Raw genomic sequence first — 21403 nt, forward strand, 5'->3', positions numbered from 1 at the left:
CACCGGGCGCGAGGTCGACATCGCCCTGTTCCGCGACCGCGACGGGCTGCTGCGCGCGGGGGGCGACGCTCGAGATCGGTGTGGCCGAGGACGGGGTGTTCGACCGCGACCGCAAGTACGACGGCACCGCGGAGTTCACCGTCCCGGCACGGGTCACACCGGCCGAGCACGCCGCTGTCGACCGGGCGGCACGGGTCCTCTACGCGGCGCTCGGGTGTTCCGGGGTGGCGCGGTTCGACTTCTTCGTCACGGCGGACGGCATCGTGCTGAACGAGGTGAACACCACCCCGGGGTTCACCGAGCAGTCGCAGGTGCCGCGCATGTACGCCGCGGTCGGCCTGTCGTACCAGGACCTCGTCGCGGAGCTCGTCGACGCCGCGCTGACCGGGGACGCCGCGGGGGAGGGGCGCCGCACCGGTGACGTGACGGAGCGTCAGGCGTGGTCGGCCAGGTGCGCGCCCCACACGTCGTAGGTGTCCCGGTAGCGGTGTTCCTCCGCTTCCGGGCGCCAGACCGACCGTGTCAGTTCCTCGGGGGAAGTCCACCACGTCGACCCGTGCGTGGTCCGCCGCCACCGCGCACGACCGGCGGTTGAGCTCCCGCCCGTGCGCTCCTGCGGCGATCCGAGCGGGCCGGGACAGGCTCCCCGCGTTGTCGAGGGGCGGGATCGCTCCGACGAGGACCCGGGCTCCGGGCGGGAGCGCGTCGAGGAGCGCGGTGAGGGTGTCGCTGAGGTGCCGTTCCCAGGTGAGCGGCGACATCACCCGGAGGGCGTCCGTGATGCCGACCATGACGACGACGAGCTCACAGCCACGCAGGTGCTCGCGGTGTCCGTCCACCACGGTCGGCAGGTCCCGCACGCTCGACGACGGGGCGCTCGCGATGGACCACGACGTCCCGCGGCCACGCCGTGCGGTGCTGTGCCGGGCGAAGAACGCCGGCAGGGACAGCTCGTGGGTGCGCACGCCGAGGGAGAGCTCCCCGCGCTCGCCGAGGAACAGGACCCGTGTGACGTCCGATCCGACGACCGTTCCCTCCGCGGGGTCGTCCGGGTACACGTCCCACGCTGCGTCGGAACGACGGAAGAGGAACTCGCTGAACCGGCCGACGCGTGCCGGCAGCGTGACGGCGGATCGGACGGCCGTGCGGACTCGTGACATGGGTGCGCCGCCGTCGATCCCTGCGGCAGCGGGTGCGCCGCGCGTCGACGTCCTTCCGGCCAGCACCACGCTAGTCCTCGGGAATGTGGACCATCGGGGTACAGCGCCGCGCGACACGGTTCTGTGGAGGGGATGACGGGAATCGAACCCGCGTAGCCAGTTTGGAAGACTGGGGCTCTACCATTGAGCTACATCCCCGCGATCGCGCACGAGTCGCGACCCCACCACCATACCGGACGAACGACACCGCCATGATCCTGCCGCCGCCGGACGAGTCGTCGCAGCGCACGATCAAGCGCTCCCGGGTGCTCTCGTACGTGCTCGTCGCGGTCGCCGCGGTGGTGCTGTCCCTGCGCCCGGAACTGCTCGGCGACCCGCAGGCGCAGCCGTGGCACGCGCTGCTGCACGTGTGGCGGATCGTGGTCGGTCTGCTGCTCGGGGTCGCCGCGCTGGCCGTCCAGGTCATCGTCGGGGTGCGCTGGCGGCAGGGCCTCCGGAAGTCCGCGGACGACTGACTTCCCCACAACCGAGGGTCCTGCCGGGGATCGCGCATCGCGAGCCCGCTAGACTCATCGAGGTCGTGGGGCCGGACTCGTCCTGCCCGCGCGTCAACAGGCGCACACGACGATCCTGGCCCTCGTACCGGGGCGTAGCTCAGCTTGGTAGAGCGCCCGCTTTGGGAGCGGGAGGTCGCAGGTTCAAATCCTGTCGCCCCGACCAGGTCACATCGAACGTCAACCAACAGGAGAACATCCCTTGGCCACCAGCACCGTCGACAAGGTGAGCGACACCCGCGTCAAGCTCACCGTGAACGTGACGCCGGAAGATCTCAAGCCGAGCATCGACCACGCGTACAAGCACATCGCCGAGCAGATCAACATCCCCGGCTTCCGCAAGGGCAAGGTCCCGCCGGCGATCGTCGACCAGCGTGTCGGCCGCGGCGAGGTCCTGAACCACGCCGTCGGTGACGCCATCGACACCTTCTACCGCCAGGCGGTGGACGAGCAGGAGCTGCGCATCCTCGGCCGTGCCGAGGCCGACGTCGCCGAGCTCCCGAACGTCAAGGACTTCTCCGGCGACCTCGTCCTCACCTTCGAGGTGGACGTGCGTCCCGAGTTCGACCTGCCCGACTACGGCTCCATGGAGATCGAGGTCGACGCGGTCGAGGTCTCTGACGAGGAGATCGACGAGGAACTGCAGAACCTCCGCACGCGCTTCGGCACGCTCGTGACCGTGGACCGTCCGGCCAAGGTCGGCGACTTCGCGCAGCTCGATCTCACCGCCACCATCGGTGACGACGAGGTCGACTCGGCCACCGGCGTCTCCTACGAGATCGGCTCGGGCGACCTGCTCGAGGGCATCGACGAGGCGCTCGAGTCGCTCACCGCCGGCGAGTCCACCACCTTCGAGTCGAAGCTCGTCGGTGGCGACCGCGAGGGCGAGACCGCCCAGATCGCCGTGACCGTCACCGCCGTCAAGGAGCGCGAGCTCCCCGAGGCTGACGACGAGTTCGCCCAGATCGCCAGCCAGTTCGACACGCTCGACGAGCTCAAGGTCGACCTCAAGGAGCAGATCGCCAAGTCGAAGACCTTCGGCCAGGGCGCTGCCGCTCGCGACAAGCTCGTCGAGCAGCTCCTCGAGTCGGTCGAGATCCCGATCTCGGAGAAGCTCATCGAGGACGAGGTGCACCGTCACCTCGAGCAGGAGAACCGTCTCGAGGACGACGAGCACCGCAAGGAGGTCGCCGAGTCCAGCGAGAAGGCGTTCCGCTCGCAGATCCTGCTCGACTCCATCGCCGAGAAGGAGCAGATCCAGGTCTCGCAGGAGGAGCTCACGCAGTACCTCATCCAGGCCGCTGCCCAGTACGGCATGGAGCCCGCCGAGTTCATCAAGGTGATCGACCAGAACGGTCAGATCCCCGGCATGGTCGGCGAGGTCGCCCGCTCGAAGGCCGTCGCGACGGTCCTGTCGAAGGTCACCGTGAAGGACACGGCCGGCAACCCGGTCGACCTCTCCGCGTTCACCGCGGGTGTCGCCCAGGGCGACGACGTCGACGCGGACGAGACCGACGACGAGTCGGCCGAGGCCGACGCGAAGTAGTCGCGACCATCCTCACGAACGGGAGGCACGGTGCCAGCTGGCACCGTGCCTCCCGTTCGTGTTCCCGCACGTTCCGACCGTGTTCCCGGTCTGCCTGACCGCCGACAGCGAACACACGAGACCACGTGCGTTGCAACCGATAAGTTCGACAACAAGCGACAACTGAACGGGAGCTTTTCCATGGCCGAAGCAACACTGAACCCCAGTGTTTTTGACCGCCTTCTGAGAGACCGGATCGTGTGGCTCGGCTCCGAGGTCCGCGACGACAACTCGAACGAGATCGCAGCCAAGCTGCTGCTCCTCGCCGCCGAGGACCCTGAGAAGGACATCTACCTCTACATCAACTCGCCCGGTGGCTCGATCACCGCCGGCATGGCGATCTACGACACGATGCAGTTCGTGCCGAACGACATCGTCACGGTGGGCATCGGTCTCGCCGCGTCGATGGGGCAGTTCCTGCTCTCGTCCGGCACGCCCGGCAAGCGCTACATCACGCCGAACGCGCGCGTGCTCCTGCACCAGCCGTCCGGTGGCTTCGGTGGTACCGCCGCCGACATCCAGACGCAGGCGAAGGTCATCCTCGACATGAAGCAGCGGATGGCCGAGCTCACGGCTGAGCAGACCGGCAAGTCCATCGAGCAGATCCTCAAGGACAACGACCGCGACAACTGGTTCTCGGCACAGGAAGCCCTCGAGTACGGCTTCGTCGACCACCTGCGCGCCTCGTCCGCCGAGGTCGTCGGTGGTGGTGGCACCGTCAGCGACGGCGAGACCCCCCACGCCGGCCGCCGAGCCCGACGCCCAGTCCTGATCCCCACCGAAGAAAAGGAAACGAGAATGCATCTCCCCATGCTCGGTGGCGCGCAGAACGTCCCGGCTCCCACCGACCGGTACATCCTCCCGAGCTTCGAAGAGCGCACGGCCTACGGCTACAAGCGGCAGGACCCGTACGCGAAGCTGTTCGAGGACCGCATCGTGTTCCTCGGCGTGCAGGTCGACGACGCGTCGGCTGACGACGTCATGGCCCAGCTGCTCGTGCTCGAGTCGATGGACCCGGACCGCGACATCGTGATGTACATCAACTCGCCCGGTGGCTCGTTCACCGCGATGACGGCGATCTACGACACGATGCAGTACATCCGCCCGCAGATCCAGACGGTCTGCCTCGGTCAGGCCGCATCGGCCGCGTCGGTGCTCCTCGCCGGCGGGACCCCGGGCAAGCGCCTGGCGCTCCCGAACGCCCGCGTGCTCATCCACCAGCCCGCTGTCCAGCAGGGTGGCGGCCAGGCGTCCGACATCGAGATCCAGGCGGCGGAGATCCTCCGCATGCGCACCTGGCTCGAGGAGACGCTGTCGAAGCACTCCAACAAGACGCCGGAGCAGATCAACCACGACATCGAGCGCGACAAGATCATGTCCGCGCAGGAAGCGGTGGAGTACGGCCTGATCGACCAGGTCCTCACCAGCCGCAAGAACCTGCCGGCGCTCGTCAAGTAGCGCGACACGACGACGGCCCCGTACCGGATCGGTACGGGGCCGTCGTCGTGTCCGGGGTGGTCCGGGTCAGCCCTCGTCGGGGTCGTCGGCGGCAGGCGCCGGGCGACGACGGACGAGCAGGAGCACGGCGACCGCCGCAGCCACGACGACGAGGCCGCCCGCGCCGATCCACAGGGCGTCGGACGCGGTGGACGACGTCGTGCCGGACTCGGTGCCCGTCGTGCTCGCGGCCGCTGACGACCCGCCCGCGTCCGCGGCACACGTCGGCGGTTCCGTGGAGCCCGCTGCGGGGGGAGAACCCGGCGGGCGCGTCCCACGTGAAGTCGTACGAGTCCGAGACCGTGTGCCCGTCCGCGGAGATGATCTGCCACTCGACGGTGTACTCCCCGGAGTCGCCGAGTGCGGCGGCGGTGGTCATCGTCGGACCGTCCACGTCGACGCAGCCGTCCTCGAAGTACTCCCCGTCCGGGCCGACCACGCGGAAGGCGAACCCGGAGTCGGTGTCGCCGATGTCGAGCAGGCGGTCGTTCGTGGTGATCGCGAACGACTCTGGCAGCTCGGTCAGGGTGCTGTCGGCCGCCGGGGTGGCGGAGACGAGGTAGTTGTGCGCGCTGGCGGGGGCAGCGAGCCCGAGGACCGCGCTGCCCGCGATCGCGAGCGCCGCGGCGGACGCGGCCACGAGCCTCCCGGCCCGACCGCGCACGTCCGCCGGGCGCGAGGCCGTCTGCGTGCCCGACGTCACTTCGTGCTGCCGCGACGGCGTGACGCGGCGACCGAGACGACGAGCGCGACGGCGCCGAGGAGCAGGCCACCGAGGCCGAGGAACCGGCCGACCAGGTCGGGGTCCGCCGGAGCGGTGGAGGACGCAGTGGAGGCGGTGGTCGCCGCCGACTCGCCGGACTCGGTGGACTCCGTGGCGCCGTGGGCGTGCTCGTCCTCTGCGGTGTCCGCCGCGGTCAGCGTGATCGTGGGCGCCGGGTGATCGGGCTCGGCCTTGCCGGCCTCGGTCGTCTGGTCCCACTCGGTGGAGCCCTCCTCGCAGGTCTGCGAGACGGGCATCGCGACGGTGTCGCCGGCCTTGCCGTCCGGCAGGGCGAAGGAGAGCGCGAAGGTGTCGCGCTCGTCGGCGGGGGAGCGGGGTCTTCGCGGTGTAGGTGACGCTCGTGACCCGCTCGGCCGCGGCTTCCGACTCGTCCTCGTCCGCCGCGGCACTGGGCGCCGTGTACGGCTCGGTCTCCTTCGTGATCGTCCAGTTCGGGTTGACCGTGGGCGTGACCTCGATGACGGACTCGGGGACGTGGAACCGGAGCTTCGTCGTGGGGGGAACCGTCGCAGCCGTGCGGGACGGAGAACGTCACCGTGGTGTACGAGTTCGCCGCCGTCGAGGTGGCTTCCGCGCCGACGTGTGCGCTGGCAGCGGCCGCGGAGCCGAGGACGATCGCGGCGGCGACACCGAGGGTGGCGACGCCGCCGGTGGCGAGGCGCTTGTGCATGGTTCCTCCAGGAGCCGTTCTCTACAACTTGTAGAGCAACGGCGACCACGCTACCAGGCCGCCGACGCCGTGGGCGAACGCGGCCGGGGGGTCCCGCGCTGTGTCGGCGGATGCGGTTAGGCTCGGTCCCACGACGACCTCGTGCACCGCACTGGCGGCGCGCGTCGACCAGGGAAGGCCGAGAGCATGGCACGCATCGGAGAGAGCGCCGACCTCCTGAAGTGCTCCTTCTGTGGGAAGAGCCAGAAGCAGGTACAGCAGTTGATCGCCGGCCCCGGCGTCTACATCTGTGACGAATGCGTCGAACTCTGCAACGAGATCATCGAGGAACGCCTCGCCGAAGCGGGGGGAGGACACCGGCAGCGGCGAGTTCGACCTGCCGAAGCCCCGCGAGATCTTCGACTTCCTGCAGGAGTACGTCATCGGGCAGGACCCGGCCAAGCGTGCCCTCGCGGTGGCCGTCTACAACCACTACAAGCGCGTCCGTGCGCAGGGGCAGATCACCGCCGCCGAGGACCGCGACGACGTCGAGATCGCCAAGTCGAACATCCTGCTCATCGGTCCGACCGGCTGCGGCAAGACCTACCTGGCGCAGACCCTCGCGAAGCGCCTCAACGTGCCGTTCGCCGTCGCGGACGCCACCGCTCTGACCGAGGCCGGCTACGTGGGCGAGGACGTCGAGAACATCCTCCTCAAGCTCATCCAGGCCGCCGACTACGACGTCAAGCGCGCCGAGACCGGCATCATCTACATCGACGAGGTCGACAAGATCGCGCGGAAGGCCGAGAACCCCTCGATCACGCGCGACGTCTCCGGCGAGGGCGTCCAGCAGGCGCTCCTCAAGATCCTCGAGGGCACGGTCGCCTCCGTCCCGCCGCAGGGCGGCCGGAAGCACCCGCACCAGGAGTTCATCCAGATCGACACGACGAACGTCCTGTTCATCGTGGCCGGGGCGTTCGCCGGGCTCGAGGAGATCGTGTCCTCGCGCGTCGGCAAGCACGGCATCGGCTTCGGCGCGCAGCTGCACAGCCCGCTCGACCAGCAGGACCTGTACGCCGACGTCCTGCCGGAGGACCTGCACAAGTTCGGGCTCATCCCGGAGTTCATCGGTCGCCTGCCCGTCGTCACGACGGTGTCGAAGCTCGACCAGGCCGCGCTCATGCAGATCCTGACCGAGCCGAAGAACGCCCTCGTCCGGCAGTACCAGCGCATGTTCCAGATCGACGGCGTCGAGCTCGAGTTCGACCAGGGTGCGCTCGAGGCCATCGCGGACCTCGCCGTCCTGCGGCAGACGGGTGCTCGCGGCCTCCGGGCGATCATGGAAGAGGTCCTCGGGCCGATCATGTTCGACATCCCGTCGGACGACGACGTCGCTCGCGTGGTCATCAACCGGGCCACCGTGCTCGAGAACGCCGCGCCGACGATCGTCCCGCGGTCGCAGCCGAAGCGCGTCGAGAAGTCCGCGTAGCGGCGGCGACGGCAGCGGCGCACCGCCGTCGCCGCCGTCGCGCGGCCTACTCGAGCCCGCGGCCTACTCGAGCCCGCGGCGTCGCAGGAGCGGCCCGACCTCGGCGTCGCGGCCGCGGAAGGCGCGGTACGCCTCGAGCGGGTCCTTCGCCCCGCCGACGCCGAGCAGGAGACGGGCGAACCGCTCGCCGGCCTCGCGCGAGAGCCCGCCGTTGTCGCGGAACCACTCCACGGTGTCGGCGTCGAGCACCTCGCTCCAGATGTAGCCGTAGTACCCGGCGTCGTACCCGCCCGAGAACGTGTGCGCGAAGTACGTCGACGAGTAGCGGGGCGGGACGGCCGGGGCGTCGACGCCGGCGTCGGCCAGGGCCTGCCGTTCGAATGCCTCGACGTCGGTGACCGCGGCCGCTTCGGCAGCGGTGAGCCGGTGCCAGGCCTGGTCGAGCAGTGCGGCCGCCAGGTACTCGGTCGTGCCGAAGCCCTCGTTGAACCCCTCCGAGTCGCTGAGCCCGAGGACGAGTTCGGGCGGCATCGGCTCGCCGGTCTCGTGGTGCTTCGCGTAGTTCGCCAACACCGAGGGCCAGGTCACCCACATCTCGTTGACCTGCGACGGGAACTCGACGAAGTCACGCTCGACGTTCGTGCCGGAGAACCGCGGGTAGGTCGTGCGGGCGATCAACCCGTGCAGCGCGTGTCCGAACTCGTGGAACAGCGTCTCCACCTCGTCCTGCGTCAGGAGCGTGGCCGAACCCGCGGCGGGCTTCGGCACGTTGAGGTTGTTCACGACGACGGGGAGCGTGCCGAGCAGGTGCGACTGCTCCACGACGGGGTTCATCCACGCGCCGCCCCGCTTGCCGTCCCGCGTGTGCAGGTCGAGCAGGTACAGCCCCACGGGCTCGTCCTGCTCGTCGGTGACCTCGAACACGCGGACCTCGTCGTTGTAGCCACGGAGGTCGGGTCGTTCGGTGAACCGCAGGCCGTACAGGGCGGTGGCCGCGTGGAAGACGCCGTCGACCAGGACCCGGTCGGCTTCCAGGTAGGGGCGGAGCGTTCCGCTGTCGGCGGCGAACTGCTCACCGCGCAGGACCTCGGTGGCGTACGCCCAGTCCCACGACTCGACCTCGTACCCGACGGCCCGCGACCGCACCGCCCGCTCGTCGCGTGCGTTGGCGGTGGCGGCCGGCACGAGCGACGACAGCAGCCCGGCGACGGCGTCGGGGTCGCCGGCGGTCTCGTCGGCCGTGACGACCGAGGCGTGGTCGCGGAACCCGAGCAGCTCCGCGCGCTCGGCACGGAGGCGCACGATCCGCAGCAGGACGTCGCGGTTGTCGAAGGCGTTGCCGCGTCGTCCGCGGGAGAGCGACGCCTCCATGATCCGCTGTCGGAGCCCGCGGTCGGTGAGCGTGGCGAGCCAGGGGTGCCCGGTGTAGAGCGGCAGGGTGACGAGCCAGCCGTCCAGGCCGCGGTCGGCCGCTGCGGCGGCGGCCGCGGACAGTGCGCCGTCGTCGAGTCCGGCGAGCTCGGACTCGTCGGTGACGTGCACGGCCGCGTCGTTCGTGTCCTCGAGCAGGTTCCGCTCGAAGGTCGTCGTCAACGAGGAGAGCTCCTGGTTGACGGCGGTCAGTCGTTCCTTGCCGGCGTCGTCGAGTCCGGCGCCGGCGAGCGTCATCTCGGTCAGGGTGCGGTCGACGAGGCGTCGGTCCTCGTCCGACAGACCGGCAGCGTCCTCGAGGTCGTCGTGCACGGCCCGCACGCGCGCGTACAGGCGGGCGTCCAGCACGACGGCGTCACGGTGAGCGGCCAGGAGCGGGGACAGTTCGGCCTCGAGGTCGCGGAGCGCGTCGGTCGAGTCGGCCGAGGTGACGGTGGAGAAGACCATCTCGACCCGCTGCAGCAGCTGTCCGGACCGTTCGAGCGCGACGAGGGTGTTCTCGAACGTCGGCGGGTGCGGGTCGGTGGCGATCGCCTCCACCTCGGCGCGGTGCTCGGCCATCCCGGCGTCGAACGCCGGTCGGTAGTGCTCCGTCCGGACGTCGTCGAACGGCGGGAGGGCGTAGGGGAGAGTGCTCGGTTCGTCGAACGGAGTGGCCATCCCCACAACCTATCCACCGGCCCGTGTCAGGGCGTGGCGGCGTCGATGAGGACCGCGGCTGCGCGCCGGGCGTGGACGGCAGCGTCGGGGGTGCCGGCGATCGCGGCGGTCGTCTGTGCCCCTTCGGCGAGGAGTGCGAGCTGCGCGGCGAGCTCCTCGGCGCGCTCGACGTCGGAGACGGCCTGCACGGCGAGTTCGCTGACGAAGCGCTGGAACGACTCCTTGTGCTCCCGGGCGATGGCCGCGACGGCCGGCGAGGTCGCACCGAGCTCACCGAACGCGTTGATGAACCCGCACCCGCGGAACGTGTCGTCGCCGAACCACGACTCGAGGAAGTCGTAGACGGCGAGCATCTTCGCGCGCGGGCCCTCTGCGGAGTCGACGGCCGCGCGGATGCCCCGCTCCCAGAGCCCGTGCCGCCCGGTCAGGACGGCGGCGACGAGCTGGTCCTTGCCGGGGAAGGCGGCGTAGAGCTTCTTGAGCGAGACCCCGGCGGTCGTCCGGATCTCGTCCATGCCGACGGACTGGATGCCGCGCGCGTAGAACAGCGCATCGGCGGTGTCGACAATCCGTGCCGTCGTCTCCGGCTCGACCGTGCTCGTGGCCATGGGCACTCCGTCCGTCCACTGTCCGCCGGCCGGGGCCCGCGCCGGGAACGCTGGTTCTCCACTGTACGCCGCGGACGGTTCCCCCCTGGGCTCCGCGTTCCCGTCAGTCTTCCGACCCCGCGTCGTCCGGGTCCGTCACCTGCGCGTGACCGAGCGGGTCGAGGTGGATCGACGTCCCGTCGTCCAGCTCGACCACGGGCTTGCCCTCCAGGAAGGTGAGCGTCCAGCGCCACGTCGACGCGTCGACCGATTGCGCCGCCAGGTCCTCCTCGACGCTGCGGACCGCGACGATCATCGTCTCGGGCAGCCGCGCGGGCGGCTCCGCACCGACGCTCCATCTCGTGCCCAACTGCATGTGTGCCTCCAGTCCGTGGGTGACGGGGACGCAGGACGCCCCGCCCGTGTCTCCACGGTAACGGGGCGTCCTCGGTGTCCGGGTCGCGGCCCGGGTGCTCCGACTAGGCCGAGGGCTGCTCGGCCAGCTCGATCTCGGTGACCGCGAACTCGTCGCCGTCCACGAAGGCGAGGTCCTGGATGCGGCCGACGGCCGCCAGGTCCACGGCCGCGCGCTCCACCAGTTCGCGGAGGTCCGCGGGCGCCTGCACGACGGCCCGGATGACGGGCGTCTTCTGGGACGCCTTCGCGGCCGTCTTCGCACCGCGGATGCCGATGAGCGCCTGCCCGACGGCGGCGAGCAGACCGGTCTCGGCCTGGTCGACCGGCAGGTCGGCACGCGTCGGCCAGGAGGCCCGGTGCACGCTGGTCTCGTGGGTCCAGGCCCAGACCTCCTCCGTCGCGTACGGGAGGAACGGGGCGAGCAGACGGAGCAGGACGTCGATCGCGCCGCGGAGCGCGAGCACCGCGCTCGCCTGGGTCTCGTGGGTCGCGTCCGCAGCGGTGCCGTACGCACGCTCCTTGACGAGCTCGAGGTAGTCGTCGCAGAAGGTCCAGAAGAACCGCTCGGTGATCTCGAGCGCACGGGCGTGGTCGTACCCGTCGAACGCCGCGGTGGCCTGGTCGACGACGGTGCCGAGTGCGGCGAGCATGTCGACGTCGAGGGCCTCGGTGACCTGGTGTGCGCCGGTCGGCAGCTCGAAGCCGTAGACGAACTTCGCGGCGTTGAGGACCTTGATCGCCAGACGACGGCCGACCTTGATCTGCTTCGGGTTCTGCGGATCGAAGGCCGCGTCGGTCCCGAGCTTCGACGAGGCCGCCCAGTACCGGACCGCGTCCGCACCGTGCTGCTCGAGGATCGACAGCGGCGTGACGACGTTGCCCTTCGACTTCGACATCTTCTTGCGGTCGGGGTCGACGATGAAGCCGGAGATCGAGGCGTTCGTCCACGGAACCACGTCGGCCTCGAGCTGGCTGCGGAGCACGGTCGTGAACAGCCAGGTCCGGATGATGTCCTGCGCCTGCGGGCGGACGTCGTACGGGTACACCAGGCCGTAGAGCTCGGGGTCGGTCTCCCACTTGCCGGCGAGCTGCGGGGTGAGGGACGAGGTCGCCCAGGTGTCCATCACGTCGAGCTCGCCCTGGAAGCCGCCGGGGACACCGCGCTGCGACTCGTCGTACCCGGGAGCCGGGTCGGACGACGGGTCCACGGGCAGCTGCGCCTCGGTCGGGACGATCGGCTGGTCGAAGACCGGGTTGCCGTCGGCGTCGAGCGGGTACCAGACCGGGATCGGCACGCCGAAGAAACGCTGGCGCGAGATGAGCCAGTCGCCGGACAGGCCACCGACCCAGTTCTCGTACCGGACCTTCATGAAGTCGGGGTGGAACGCGATCTGGTTCCCCCCGTTCGAGCAGGGTCGCCTTGAGCTGCTCGTCGCGGGCCCCGTTGACGATGTACCACTGGCGGGTGGAGACGATCTCGAGCGGCTTGTCGCCCTTCTCGAAGAACTTGACCGGGTGGTTGATCGTCTTCACGTCGCCGACGAGCTCGCCGGACGCGGTGAGGGCGTCCACGACGACCTTCTTGGCGGAGAACACCGTCTTGCCGGCCATCTCGGCGTAGAGCGCCCGGCCCTCGGCGGACTCGATCCACGCCGGCTCCTCGGAGCGGATACGGCCGTCGAACCCGATCACGGAGCGGTTCGGCAGCTGCAGCTCGCGCCACCACACGACGTCGGTGGTGTCGCCGAACGTGCAGATCATCGCGATGCCGGCGCCCTTGTCCTTCTGCGCGAGGTGGTGCGCGAGCACCGGGACCTCGACGTCGAACAGCGGGGAGCGCACGGTCGTGCCGAACAGGTCCTGGAACCGCTCGTCGTCCGGGTGCGCGACGAGGGCGACACACGCCGGCAGGAGCTCGGGGCGCGTGGTCTGGATGACGACGTCACCGCTGCCGTCGGACTTGTGGAAGGCGAGGCCGTGGTACGCGCCCGGCATCTCCTTGTCCTCGAGCTCCGCCTGGGCGACCGCGGTGCGGAACGTCACGTCCCACAGGGTCGGGGCGTCGGCCTGGTAGGCCTCGCCGCGCTCGAGGTTGCGGAGGAAGGCGCGCTGGGCGCTGGCACGCGAGGTCGCGTCGATCGTGCGGTACGACTGCGTCCAGTCGACGGAGAGCCCGAGGGTGCGGAAGAGCTCCTCGAACTGCTGCTCGTCCTGGACGGTCAGCTGGTCGCAGAGCTCGATGAAGTTGCGACGCGAGATCGGCAGCTGGTCGGCGGCCTTGCTCGACTTGCCGTCGCCGCCCTCGAACGGCGGCGTGAAATCGGGGTCGTAGGGGAGCGACGGGTCGCACCGGACGCCGTAGTAGTTCTGCACGCGACGCTCGGTGGGGAGCCCGTTGTCGTCCCAGCCCATCGGGTAGAACACGTGCTTGCCCCGCATGCGCTCGTACCGGGCCTTGAGGTCGGTGTGCGTGTACGAGAACACGTGCCCGATGTGCAGCGAACCCGAAGCGGTCGGCGGCGGGGTGTCGATCGAGTAGACGGCGGACCGGTCACCGGCGGCGGCGCGGTCGAACCGGTAGGTGCCGTCCTGCTCCCACTGCGGTCCCCAGACCTGCTCGAGTCCGTCCACCGATGGCTTGTCGGGCATGGGCTTGGTCATGGCTGCGCCTTCCGTTCGTATGTGCGGCACCGAGTCCGTGATGAGGTGCCTGAGTGTCCCCGCGCTCGACGGGGTCCCTCCAGCGTAGTGGTCGCCCCGTCGCCACGAGCCCGACTGGTAGGCTTCCGGGGTTTGTCCGGCGAGCGCGGCTCGCAGGTCGCCAGTGTCGCCGCCTCGTCGGACGCCCGAAGGACGCACAGCACACCGGAGGAACGACTTGCCAGCGAACGATACATCGACGCAGCCGCACGGGGACCGCCCGTTGCGGACGAAGGGCGCCGCCAAGCGCGCCCGGCGGAAGCTCACCGAGGACGACGTCACCGTCGTCGAGGAGTCGCTGCTCAAGCGTGCCGTCGCCGCAGCAGCGCTCGGCAATGCCATGGAGTGGTTCGACTTCGGCATCTTCGCCTACCTGACCGTCACCATCTCGAAGGTGTTCCTGCCGGCGGGCGACCCGACCTCGAACCTGGTCGCCACGTTCGGCTTCTTCGCCGCCGCGTTCATCGTCCGCCCGATCGGTGGCGCGGTGTTCGGCCCGATCGGCGACAAGATCGGCCGGCAGAAGGTCCTCGCGCTGACGATGATCCTGATGGCCGCGGGCACGCTGATGATCGGCCTGATCCCGTCCTACGACACGATCGGCTTCTGGGCGCCGGTGCTGCTGCTCGTCGCGCGGTTCGTGCAGGGCTTCTCGACGGGTGGTGAGTACGGCGGTGCCGCGACGTTCATCGCGGAGTACTCGCCCGACAAGCGCCGCGGTTTCATGGGCTCGTGGCTCGAGTTCGGCACGCTCGCCGGCTACGTGCTCGGCGCCTCGATCGTCACGGTCCTGCAGTACGCGATGCCCGAGGACGCCCTGCTGAGCTGGGGCTGGCGCATCCCGTTCATCGTGGCCGGGCCGCTCGGCCTCATCGGGCTGTACCTGCGGCTCAAGCTGGAGGAGACCCCGGCATTCCAGAAGCAGCAGGAGCAGGCTGCCGAGCGCGAGTCGCAGAAGACCCCGTTCCTCAAGCTCTTCGCCGAGAACTGGCGCTCGCTCATCGTCTGCATCGGCCTCGTCCTGGTCTTCAACGTGACCGACTACATGCTCCTGTCGTACATGCCGACCTACCTCGAGACGAACCTCGGGCAGAACGCCACGTTCGGCCTCATCCTCATCGTCATCGTGATGATCCTCATGATGGTCGTCATCACGTTCGGCGGACGGCTGTCGGACCGGTTCGGTCGTCGCCCCGTGCTCGCCGCGGGATGCATCGGGTTCATCCTGCTGTCCTGGCCGGCGCTGAAGCTCGTGCAGACCGGCACCGGCCCCGGCGTCTTCGCCGGCCTGCTCATCCTCGGTCTGGTCCTGGTGACGTTCACGTCGACCATGCCGTCGACGCTCCCGGCGCTGTTCCCGACGATCATCCGCTACGGCGCGCTGGCCATCGCGTTCAACGTGTCGGTCTCCCTCTTCGGTGGCACGACGCCGCTGGCGACGCAGGCGCTCATCGCCGGGGCGAAGGACGCCGGCTTCGGCTGGGCCGAGGACATCCCGGCCTTCTACCTCATGCTCGCCGCCCTGATCGGGCTGGTCGCCGTGTACTTCACGAAGGAGACGGCGAGCTCACCGCTCATGGGCTCCGGCCCGACGGTTGCCCACGAGGACGAGGTCGCCGACGTCATCGCGGAGTACGACGACCCGACCTCGGAGCTCGCGCAGTCCGACTGGGCGAAGGACTTCTCGACGAGCCAGTTCCCGGTCGTCCCTGAGGACGGCAGCGCCCCAGGATCGCGCCAGGAGCAGGCACCCGCCGGTTCCTGACCCGCCGACCACCCGGCCGGGAGGCCCGTCCTGCGTCCGCAGGGCGGGCCTCCCTCGCGGATCGTCCTCTGCCCCTGACGAGTCGGGGCGGTCCCGGCCGCTCCGGGAGCCCGGGTCAGGCGGGCTCGGTGGGGCCGGCGGTGAGCCGTTCGGCGGCGCGGACGAGTCTCTCGGTGACCGGATGGGTCGGACGGGCGAGGACCTCGTCGGCGGGACCGGACTCGACAACAGTGCCGTCGTGCACGACGAGCACGTCGTCGGCCAGGCGACGGACGGCCCGGAGGTCGTGCGACACGAACACCATCGCGACACCGGTCTCGTCCCGGAGCCGTTCGAGCAGTGTCAGCACGGCGTCCTGCACGGTCGCGTCGAGGGCGGTGACGGGCTCGTCGAGCACCATCACCTCGGGCTCGGTCGCGAGGGCCCGGGCGATCGCGAGCCGCTGCCGCTGCCCGCCGGACAGGGTGCGCGGGGAGCGACGCCGGAGCGCGGGGTCGAGCCCGACCTGCCGGAGCGCCGTCGCCACCCGGTCGCCGAGGGGTCCGGTCGCGCGCCGAGCCCGGCCGCCGGTGAGCGCGTCCGCGAGGACCCGGTCGACGTCCCACCGTTCGTCGAACGTCGCGCCGGGGTCCTGTACGACCGCGGCGATCCGCGGGCGACGATGGCGGCGGTCCCGTTCGGGCAGCGGCGCCCAGGGCTCGCCGCCGAGGTCGACCGCGCCGTCGTCGGGCGTCTCGAGCCCGAGGAGCATCCGCGCCACGGTCGTCTTGCCGGAACCCGAGGCCCCGACGATGCCGAGCACCCGACCACGGTCGACCCGGAGCGACACCTCGCGGACCGCCGGGACCCCGGCGTAGGTCCGGCGGAGTGCATGCGCCGCGAGCACGGGGGGTCTCGACGGGACGGCCGGCAGCTGCGGCATCGGCGATCACGACGCCTGCGGCCCGGACGTCGCCACCGCGGACGCCGGCGGTCGGACCGCCGCGCAGGGGGCCGTCAGCCGTCCGCGCCGCCCGGACGAGTGCGCGCGTCGCCTCGTGCCGGGGTGAACCGAGCACGTCCGCGGTCCGCCCGTCCTCGACGACCCGTCCGCCGTGCATCACGACGACCCGGTCGGCCCACCCCGCGACGAGCCCGAGGTCGTGCGTCACGACGAGCACCCCGGTGCCGCGCAGCTGCGCCGCGCGGAGCTGCTCCATCACGGTGAGGGCGATGCCGGCGTCGAGCGCGGTCGTCGGCTCGTCGGCGACGAGCAGCCCGGGGTCCGCGATCGTGGCCGCGGCGATGAGCGCACGCTGCCGCATCCCGCCGGACAGTGTCCCGGCTGTGCGCCCCTCCGTGGCGAGCGCGGGGTCGAGTCCGACCGCCTCGAGCGCCGCTCCCACGGCGTCGACACGCTCGCGAGCGGTCAGGTCGGTGTGCAGCCGGAGTGCGTCGGCGACCTCCCGCCCGACGGGACGGAGCGGGTCCAGGGCGCCGAGGGCCTCCTGGCCGACGTAGCCGACGAGGCGTCCCCGGACGTCGCGCCACCGCCGATCGGACAACGCTCGGACATCGCGCCCGGCGAGCACGAGCCGGCGGGCGCCGATGCGGACGCCGTCCGCGGAGAGCCCGAGCGCAGCCCGGACGGTGACCGACTTGCCGGAACCGGAGGCGCCGACCAGGGCGACCAGCTCACCCGGGGCGACGTGGAGGTCGACGTCCTCGACGAGCGTCGTCGTCCCGACGGTGGCAGCGAGCCCCGCGACGTCGAGGACGGGCTCGGCGGTCCCGGCGCTGCTCACCGAGCATCCCCACGTCGGCGGAGCGCCCGACCGAGCACCGTCACCGCGGTCGCGAGGACGACGATCGCGAGGCCCGGGAACGTGCTCATCCACGGGGCCGTCTGCAGGTAGGTGCGGCCGTCGGCGAGCATGGCGCCCCACTCCGGCGCGGGTGGCGGTGTCCCGACGCCGAGGTAGCTCAGGGCCGATGCCCACACCACCGCCTGACCGATGCCGAGCGTGCCGACGGCGATGATCGGCCAGAGGGCGGCGGGCAGCACGTGGCGGAACACGATCGCGGCGGGGGGAGCGGCCGAGGAGCACGGCGGTCTCGACCACCTGCGACGCCCGCGCGGTCCGGACCAGCCCCCCGCACGATCCGGGCGTACCCCGGCGCGGTCGCGAACCCGACGGCGAGCATGGCCGGCACCGGACCCGGGCCGGTCACCGCGATGACGACGAGCGCGACGAGCAGCAGCGGCAGCGCGAAGGCGACCTCGGTCACCCGACCGACGACTGCGTCGACCACCCGTCCACCGAGCCCGGCCAGGACGCCGAGCAGCACGCCGGTCACGCCGCCGACGAGCGTGGCGACGACGCCGACCAGGAGCGACGCCCGCGTCCCCGCGACGACCCGCGCCAGGACGTCCCGCCCCGACTCGTCGGTGCCGAACGGACGACCCGGGCCTGGTGGCAAGAGGGCCTCGGCCGGGGAGACCGCCAGCGGGTGCGCGCCGCCGAGCAGCGCCGGCCACAGGGCGGCGACCACCGCGACCGCCACCACGGCGGCCGCGATGGTGCCTGCCGGCCCGAGCGTCCCCCCCACGGAATCGCTCGGACCGGCGTCCGGCGCGTGCGCCGAACGTCTCGGACGGCCTGGTCGGCGTGCCGCCGGACCTGCCGTCGGGGTCGGTGCCGGGTCCGGGAGCGACCGGCTCGGTGCCGGACGGGAGGCCCGGGTCGAGGATGCCGCTCACCGTGCCTCCGCCTCGCCGCCGCGCGGGTCGACTGCGCGCTCGACGAGGTCGGCCACGGCGAGCACGACGACGTACGCCGCCGCCGACACGAGCGCGATCCCTGCGACGAGCGGCATGTCCCGCTGCGTCACCGCGGTCACGAGTGCCCGGCCTATCCCGGGGAGCGCGAACACCGACTCGACGACGACGGCCCCGGACACGAGCGACCCGAAGGCCCAGGCGGACAGGGCGATCCCGGGGGAGTGCGGCGTGCCGGAGCAGGTGCCGACCGAACAGTCCGGCACGGGACTCGCCCCGACCCCGGGCGGCCAGCGCGAAGGCGGACCGCTGCGCGTCCACCACGCCGTCGCGGATCGTCTCGGCCAGGTACCCGGCGACCGGCACCGCGACGACGAGCACTGGCAGGACCCAGCCGCGCAGCGTGCCGTCGCTCACGGCGGGCACCCACCCCAGGGAGCTGGCGAACACCACGATGAGCACGCTGCCGAGCCAGAAGTGCGGCATCACGCTGGCGGTGACGGCCAGGCCGGTGGTCAGCAACGCCGCTGTCCGGCCTCGTTGCGTCGACCACCACGCGGCCACGACCGCCAGCAGCCAGGCGACCCCGAGCCCGGCGACCGCGAGGGTCAGCGTCACGGGCAGTTCCTGCGCGAGGAGCGTCGACACCGGCGTCCGGAAGGCGTACGAGTCCCCGAGCTGCCCCGCCGCCAGACGGCCGAGGAACACCAGGTACTGCACGAGGACGGGCTGGTCGAGCCCGTACTCGGACCGCACCTGGGCCACCGCCTCGGCCGACGCCTGGGACCCCGGCCCGCCGAGGATCGCGAGGGCGGGGTCCCCCCGGGATGAGACGGATCGCGACGAACACGATCGTGGCGACGGCCCAGAGCACCCCGATGCCGCCGAGGACGCGGCGCACCGTCCAGCGCACCCAGCCCGCACGGGCGGGCTGGCGTGCCGGCCGGGCACCGGACCCCTCCCCACCGGCACGGCCTGTCGGCCGCTGGCGCGTCCGCCGGGAACCGGCGGCGTGGGCCCAAATGCGACGCAAGGAGATCAGCGCGCGATCCACGCCGTGCCGAACCACGGCGTCGAGACCGACGTGGTCGAGATGCCGTGGACGGCCGAGCGGTACAGGAAGTGGTTCTGCTGGTCGTAGAGCGGCAGGACCGTCCGGCTCTCGAGGATCGTCCGTTGTGCCTGCTCGACCAGCTCCGCTCGCTCGTTCGCGTCCGAGGTCTGCGACGCCTTCTCGAGCAGTTCGTCGAGGGCCGGGTCGTCGAGCTGCGCCAGGTTCGCGAAGTAGCCCGACGGTGCCGGGGTGATCGAGGCGGAGTCGTACAGGATGCGGAGGACGTCCGGGCCGACCTTCGTGTACGGGGCGCTGACGACGTCGTACTGGTTCTCCGCGAGTGCCGCGTACCAGCTCGACAGGTCGAGTTCTTGCAGCCGGACCTCGATGCCGACCTCGGCTTCGGACGCCTGGATCTGCTGGAACAGGCTGCGCTCGGCGGGGACGGACTGGTTCGTCGACACCGGGAACGTGACGGTCAGGGTCTTCCCGTCCTTCTCGCGGACGCCGTCGCTGTTGGTCTTCCAGCCGGCCTCGTCGAGCAGACGCTTCGCCTCGGCCGGGTCGTACGCGAACAACGACTCGTCCGAGTACGACGTCGGCTCGACGCTCGACAGCACGGAGTACGAGCGCTTCGCGGTGCCGAGGAAGAGCGACCGCAGGCCCGGGTCGATCTCGGCAGCCGCGATGAACGCCTCGCGGACAGACTCGTCGCGGAAGACGCCGTGGCCCGAGTTCAACTCGAGACGGTTCGACGCACCCGGGCGGGGAGCGTCGAGGTCGCGGATGCTGCCCTTCGCCGAGGCTGCCTTGAGCTGGTCGGGCTGGGCGTTGTCGATGACGTCGACCTGGCCGGACTGCAGGGCCGCGTACCGCGAGGTCGAGTCGGGCAGGAACCGCCAGGTGAGTCCGTCCAGGCGCGGCTCGGTGGACGACCCGGCGAGCGGCGTGTACGCCGTGTTCCGTTCGAGCGTGACGCGGTCGCCGTGCTTCCACCCGGTGACCGCGAAGGGGCCGGTGCCGACAGGGGACTCGCAGTTCGTCGCCTGCTTCCGCTGGAGCGCCTTCGGGGACTCCATACCGACCCACGGCTGCGAGAACGACTCGAGCAGTGCGGCGTCGGGACGGCTGAGGGACAGCGTCACCGTGTGGTCGTCGGTGGCGGTCGCCTTCTCGATCGACTGCAGGGCGAGGTACCCGGTGCTCGAGGCCGTGGCCGGGTCCTGCACGTGCTCGATGTTCGCGACCACAGCCGCGGCGTCGAAGGGGGGTGCCGTCGGTGAAGGTGACGTCGTCGCGGAGCGTGAACGTGAGGACCTTCCCGTCGTCGCTCGTCGTCCACTTCTCGGCGAGCTCGGGCGTCGGCCGCCCGTCGTCGTCGAGCCCGACCAGTTCCTCGATGTACTGCGTCGCCAGCAGCGCCTGGGGGTAGTTGCCGCCGACGTGCGGGTCCAGGCAGGTCGGCTCGGCGTCGCCGGAGGCGTAGGTGAGCGTGCCGCCGCTGACGGGCGTGCTGCTGTCCCCGGCGGCACCGTCGCCGGAGCACGCGGTGACGGCCAGGAGGATCGTGGCCGCGCCGGCGACGCCGGTCACGATGCGCCGCAGCGCCGGGCTTTTCTGTACTGGGTCCAAGATCATGGCTGGCCGAGTCTAGCGCTTTACTGGAGGCATGGACGAACCGATCCGCCGCGGTGGGCGACCGCGCCGCTCGAGCGCCGAGGTGCTCGCGGACGCCGCCGCCGAGCTCTTCCTGGAGCAGGGCTACGGACGGACCACGGTGGACCAGATCGCCGCCCGTGCCGGGGTGAGTCGGGCCACCTTCTTCAACTACTTCACCGCCAAGTCCGACGTCATGTGGCTCGACCTCGACGCAGCGGTCGCTGACCTGCCGCGGCACCTGGCGTCCTCGACCGAGTCGAGCGCCGTCCGTGCCGTCGAGGAGGCCCTGCTCGCCGCCGCCCGGGCGCACGACCCGGAGCGCGTGCCCTGGGCGATCGCGCAGGCCGAGGTGATGGACGTCGGCGACGGACTCGTCGCGAGCGTCGCCACCCGGGTGACCGCGCAGCACCAGGCGGTCGCGTCCTTCGTCGCCGGTCGGACCGGGGAGCACGCGGGGTCGCTGTGGCCGCAGACCGTGGCGGGCGCGATGCTCGGTGCCGCCGCCGCGGCGTTCGGGGTGTGGGTGCGGGACGGCGTCGCGCGACGGCCGCTCGTCGAGTACGTCGCCGCCGCGCTGACGCCCGTGGTCGCGGGGCTCGACGCGCGCTGACGGCACCGGTCTGGCCGCACCGGTCCGCTGTCGCCGGTCCGGCC

Annotated in this window: 15 protein-coding genes, 2 tRNA genes and 7 pseudogenes; 9 read left to right on the forward strand and 15 right to left on the reverse strand. The window is 71.3% G+C overall.

Features of this window, described 5'->3' with window-relative positions:
* Window positions 1-95 precede the first annotated feature (95 nt).
* A complete protein-coding gene (locus DEJ15_RS07445) occupies window positions 96-473 on the forward strand; it encodes a D-alanine--D-alanine ligase family protein (RefSeq protein WP_284176046.1) in 378 nt (125 codons plus the stop codon).
* An 811-nt stretch (window positions 474-1284) separates the two neighbouring features.
* Here the strand turns inward: DEJ15_RS07445 and DEJ15_RS07450 are convergent.
* Window positions 1285-1358, reverse strand: a tRNA-Gly gene (locus DEJ15_RS07450).
* 53 nt (window positions 1359-1411) lie between these two features.
* On the opposite strand from DEJ15_RS07450, the gene DEJ15_RS07455 reads away from it, so the two are divergent.
* The 5 genes and pseudogenes from DEJ15_RS07455 (at window position 1412) to DEJ15_RS07475 (ending at window position 4757) form a co-directional block, all read left to right on the forward strand.
* Window positions 1412-1675 (forward strand): hypothetical protein, encoded by a 264-nt coding sequence (locus DEJ15_RS07455; RefSeq protein WP_110823810.1) that lies wholly within the window; start codon window positions 1412-1414, stop codon window positions 1673-1675.
* Window positions 1676-1803: 128 nt separating this feature from the next.
* Window positions 1804-1880, forward strand: a tRNA-Pro gene (locus tag DEJ15_RS07460).
* Between the two features lie 36 nt (window positions 1881-1916).
* A complete protein-coding gene (tig, locus tag DEJ15_RS07465; RefSeq protein WP_110823811.1) occupies window positions 1917-3260 on the forward strand; it encodes a trigger factor in 1344 nt (447 codons plus the stop codon).
* 180 nt (window positions 3261-3440) lie between these two features.
* A pseudogene (locus tag DEJ15_RS07470) lies at window positions 3441-3929 on the forward strand (ATP-dependent Clp protease proteolytic subunit); the annotation flags it as partial.
* A gap of 168 nt (window positions 3930-4097) precedes the next feature.
* Window positions 4098-4757: an ATP-dependent Clp protease proteolytic subunit gene (locus DEJ15_RS07475; protein WP_110823813.1), complete on the forward strand. Its 660-nt coding sequence runs from the start codon at window positions 4098-4100 to the stop codon at window positions 4755-4757.
* On the opposite strand, the gene DEJ15_RS07480 is transcribed toward DEJ15_RS07475, so the two are convergent.
* The 3 genes and pseudogenes from DEJ15_RS07480 to DEJ15_RS18120 all read right to left on the reverse strand — a co-directional run.
* Window positions 4750-5436, reverse strand: coding sequence for a copper resistance CopC family protein (locus DEJ15_RS07480; protein WP_284176049.1), 687 nt, complete (start codon window positions 5434-5436; stop codon window positions 4750-4752). The genes DEJ15_RS07475 and DEJ15_RS07480 overlap by 8 nt on opposite strands.
* A 59-nt stretch (window positions 5437-5495) precedes the next feature.
* Window positions 5496-5969 carry a DUF1775 domain-containing protein gene (locus DEJ15_RS07485; RefSeq protein WP_284176051.1) on the reverse strand — a complete coding sequence of 158 codons (474 nt, stop codon included), beginning with the start codon at window positions 5967-5969 and terminating at the stop codon, window positions 5496-5498.
* Window positions 5944-6039, reverse strand: a pseudogene (locus DEJ15_RS18120) (hypothetical protein); the annotation flags it as partial. The pseudogene DEJ15_RS18120 and the gene DEJ15_RS07485, both read right to left, overlap by 26 nt.
* 397 nt (window positions 6040-6436) lie before the next feature.
* On the opposite strand from DEJ15_RS18120, the pseudogene clpX reads away from it, so the two are divergent.
* Window positions 6437-7718, forward strand: a pseudogene (gene clpX / locus DEJ15_RS07495) (ATP-dependent Clp protease ATP-binding subunit ClpX).
* Window positions 7719-7781: 63 nt separating this feature from the next.
* On the opposite strand, the gene DEJ15_RS07500 reads toward clpX, so the two are convergent.
* From DEJ15_RS07500 to valS, 4 genes and pseudogenes are all read right to left on the reverse strand, one after another.
* Entirely contained in the window at window positions 7782-9809 is a 2028-nt protein-coding gene (locus DEJ15_RS07500) for a M3 family metallopeptidase (RefSeq protein ID WP_110823816.1), read from the reverse strand.
* A gap of 26 nt (window positions 9810-9835) precedes the next feature.
* Window positions 9836-10417 (reverse strand): TetR/AcrR family transcriptional regulator, encoded by a 582-nt coding sequence (locus tag DEJ15_RS07505; protein ID WP_110823817.1) that lies wholly within the window; start codon window positions 10415-10417, stop codon window positions 9836-9838.
* Between the two features lie 103 nt (window positions 10418-10520).
* Window positions 10521-10772 (reverse strand): hypothetical protein, encoded by a 252-nt coding sequence (locus DEJ15_RS07510; protein ID WP_110823818.1) that lies wholly within the window; start codon window positions 10770-10772, stop codon window positions 10521-10523.
* Window positions 10773-10875: 103 nt separating this feature from the next.
* Window positions 10876-13462: pseudogene (gene valS, locus DEJ15_RS07515) on the reverse strand (valine--tRNA ligase).
* Window positions 13463-13736: 274 nt separating this feature from the next.
* On the opposite strand from valS, the gene proP reads away from it, so the two are divergent.
* The gene (proP, locus tag DEJ15_RS07520; protein WP_110823819.1) at window positions 13737-15278 is read left to right on the forward strand and encodes a glycine betaine/L-proline transporter ProP; all 1542 of its coding nucleotides are present in this window, start codon (window positions 13737-13739) and stop codon (window positions 15276-15278) included.
* A gap of 115 nt (window positions 15279-15393) precedes the next feature.
* On the opposite strand, the gene DEJ15_RS07525 is transcribed toward proP, so the two are convergent.
* From DEJ15_RS07525 to DEJ15_RS07545, 7 genes and pseudogenes are all read right to left on the reverse strand, one after another.
* The gene (locus DEJ15_RS07525) at window positions 15394-16164 is read right to left on the reverse strand and encodes an ABC transporter ATP-binding protein (protein WP_284176054.1); all 771 of its coding nucleotides are present in this window, start codon (window positions 16162-16164) and stop codon (window positions 15394-15396) included.
* Window positions 16165-16567: 403 nt separating this feature from the next.
* Window positions 16568-17155 (reverse strand): annotated as a pseudogene (locus DEJ15_RS07530) (ATP-binding cassette domain-containing protein); the annotation flags it as partial.
* Entirely contained in the window at window positions 17059-17334 is a 276-nt protein-coding gene (locus DEJ15_RS18125) for an ABC transporter permease (RefSeq protein ID WP_349814865.1), read from the reverse strand. The pseudogene DEJ15_RS07530 and the gene DEJ15_RS18125, both read right to left, overlap by 97 nt.
* On the reverse strand, window positions 17241-17867 hold the full coding sequence (locus tag DEJ15_RS07535) for an ABC transporter permease subunit (RefSeq protein WP_349814851.1): 627 nt from the start codon (window positions 17865-17867) through the stop codon (window positions 17241-17243). The genes DEJ15_RS18125 and DEJ15_RS07535 overlap by 94 nt, the downstream gene beginning before the upstream one ends.
* A gap of 147 nt (window positions 17868-18014) precedes the next feature.
* A complete protein-coding gene (locus DEJ15_RS18130; RefSeq protein ID WP_349814852.1) occupies window positions 18015-18302 on the reverse strand; it encodes an ABC transporter permease subunit in 288 nt (95 codons plus the stop codon).
* A 13-nt stretch (window positions 18303-18315) separates the two neighbouring features.
* Window positions 18316-19008: pseudogene (locus DEJ15_RS18135) on the reverse strand (ABC transporter permease family protein); the annotation flags it as partial.
* Between the two features lie 66 nt (window positions 19009-19074).
* Window positions 19075-20728: pseudogene (locus DEJ15_RS07545) on the reverse strand (ABC transporter substrate-binding protein).
* Between the two features lie 31 nt (window positions 20729-20759).
* Between DEJ15_RS07545 and DEJ15_RS07550 the strand changes: the two are divergent.
* Window positions 20760-21359, forward strand: a complete 600-nt coding sequence (locus tag DEJ15_RS07550) for a TetR/AcrR family transcriptional regulator (RefSeq protein ID WP_181419396.1) — start codon at window positions 20760-20762, stop codon at window positions 21357-21359.
* The last annotated feature ends 44 nt before the right edge of the window (window positions 21360-21403 follow it).

Source organism: Curtobacterium sp. MCJR17_043 (assembly GCF_003224315.2).
Lineage (GTDB): Bacteria > Actinomycetota > Actinomycetes > Actinomycetales > Microbacteriaceae > Curtobacterium.

Bases quoted from the DNA above. Each gene is read 5' to 3' on its own strand.
- DEJ15_RS07455 (WP_110823810.1), top strand. From the start codon at position 1,412: ATGATCCTGCCGCCGCCGGACGAGTCGTCGCAGCGCACGATCAAGCGC.
- DEJ15_RS07475 (WP_110823813.1), top strand. From the start codon at position 4,098: ATGCATCTCCCCATGCTCGGTGGCGCGCAGAACGTCCCGGCTCCCACC.
- DEJ15_RS07500 (WP_110823816.1), bottom strand. From the start codon at position 9,809: ATGGCCACTCCGTTCGACGAACCGAGCACTCTCCCCTACGCCCTCCCG.
- DEJ15_RS07505 (WP_110823817.1), bottom strand. From the start codon at position 10,417: ATGGCCACGAGCACGGTCGAGCCGGAGACGACGGCACGGATTGTCGAC.
- DEJ15_RS07510 (WP_110823818.1), bottom strand. From the start codon at position 10,772: ATGCAGTTGGGCACGAGATGGAGCGTCGGTGCGGAGCCGCCCGCGCGG.
- DEJ15_RS07550 (WP_181419396.1), top strand. From the start codon at position 20,760: ATGGACGAACCGATCCGCCGCGGTGGGCGACCGCGCCGCTCGAGCGCC.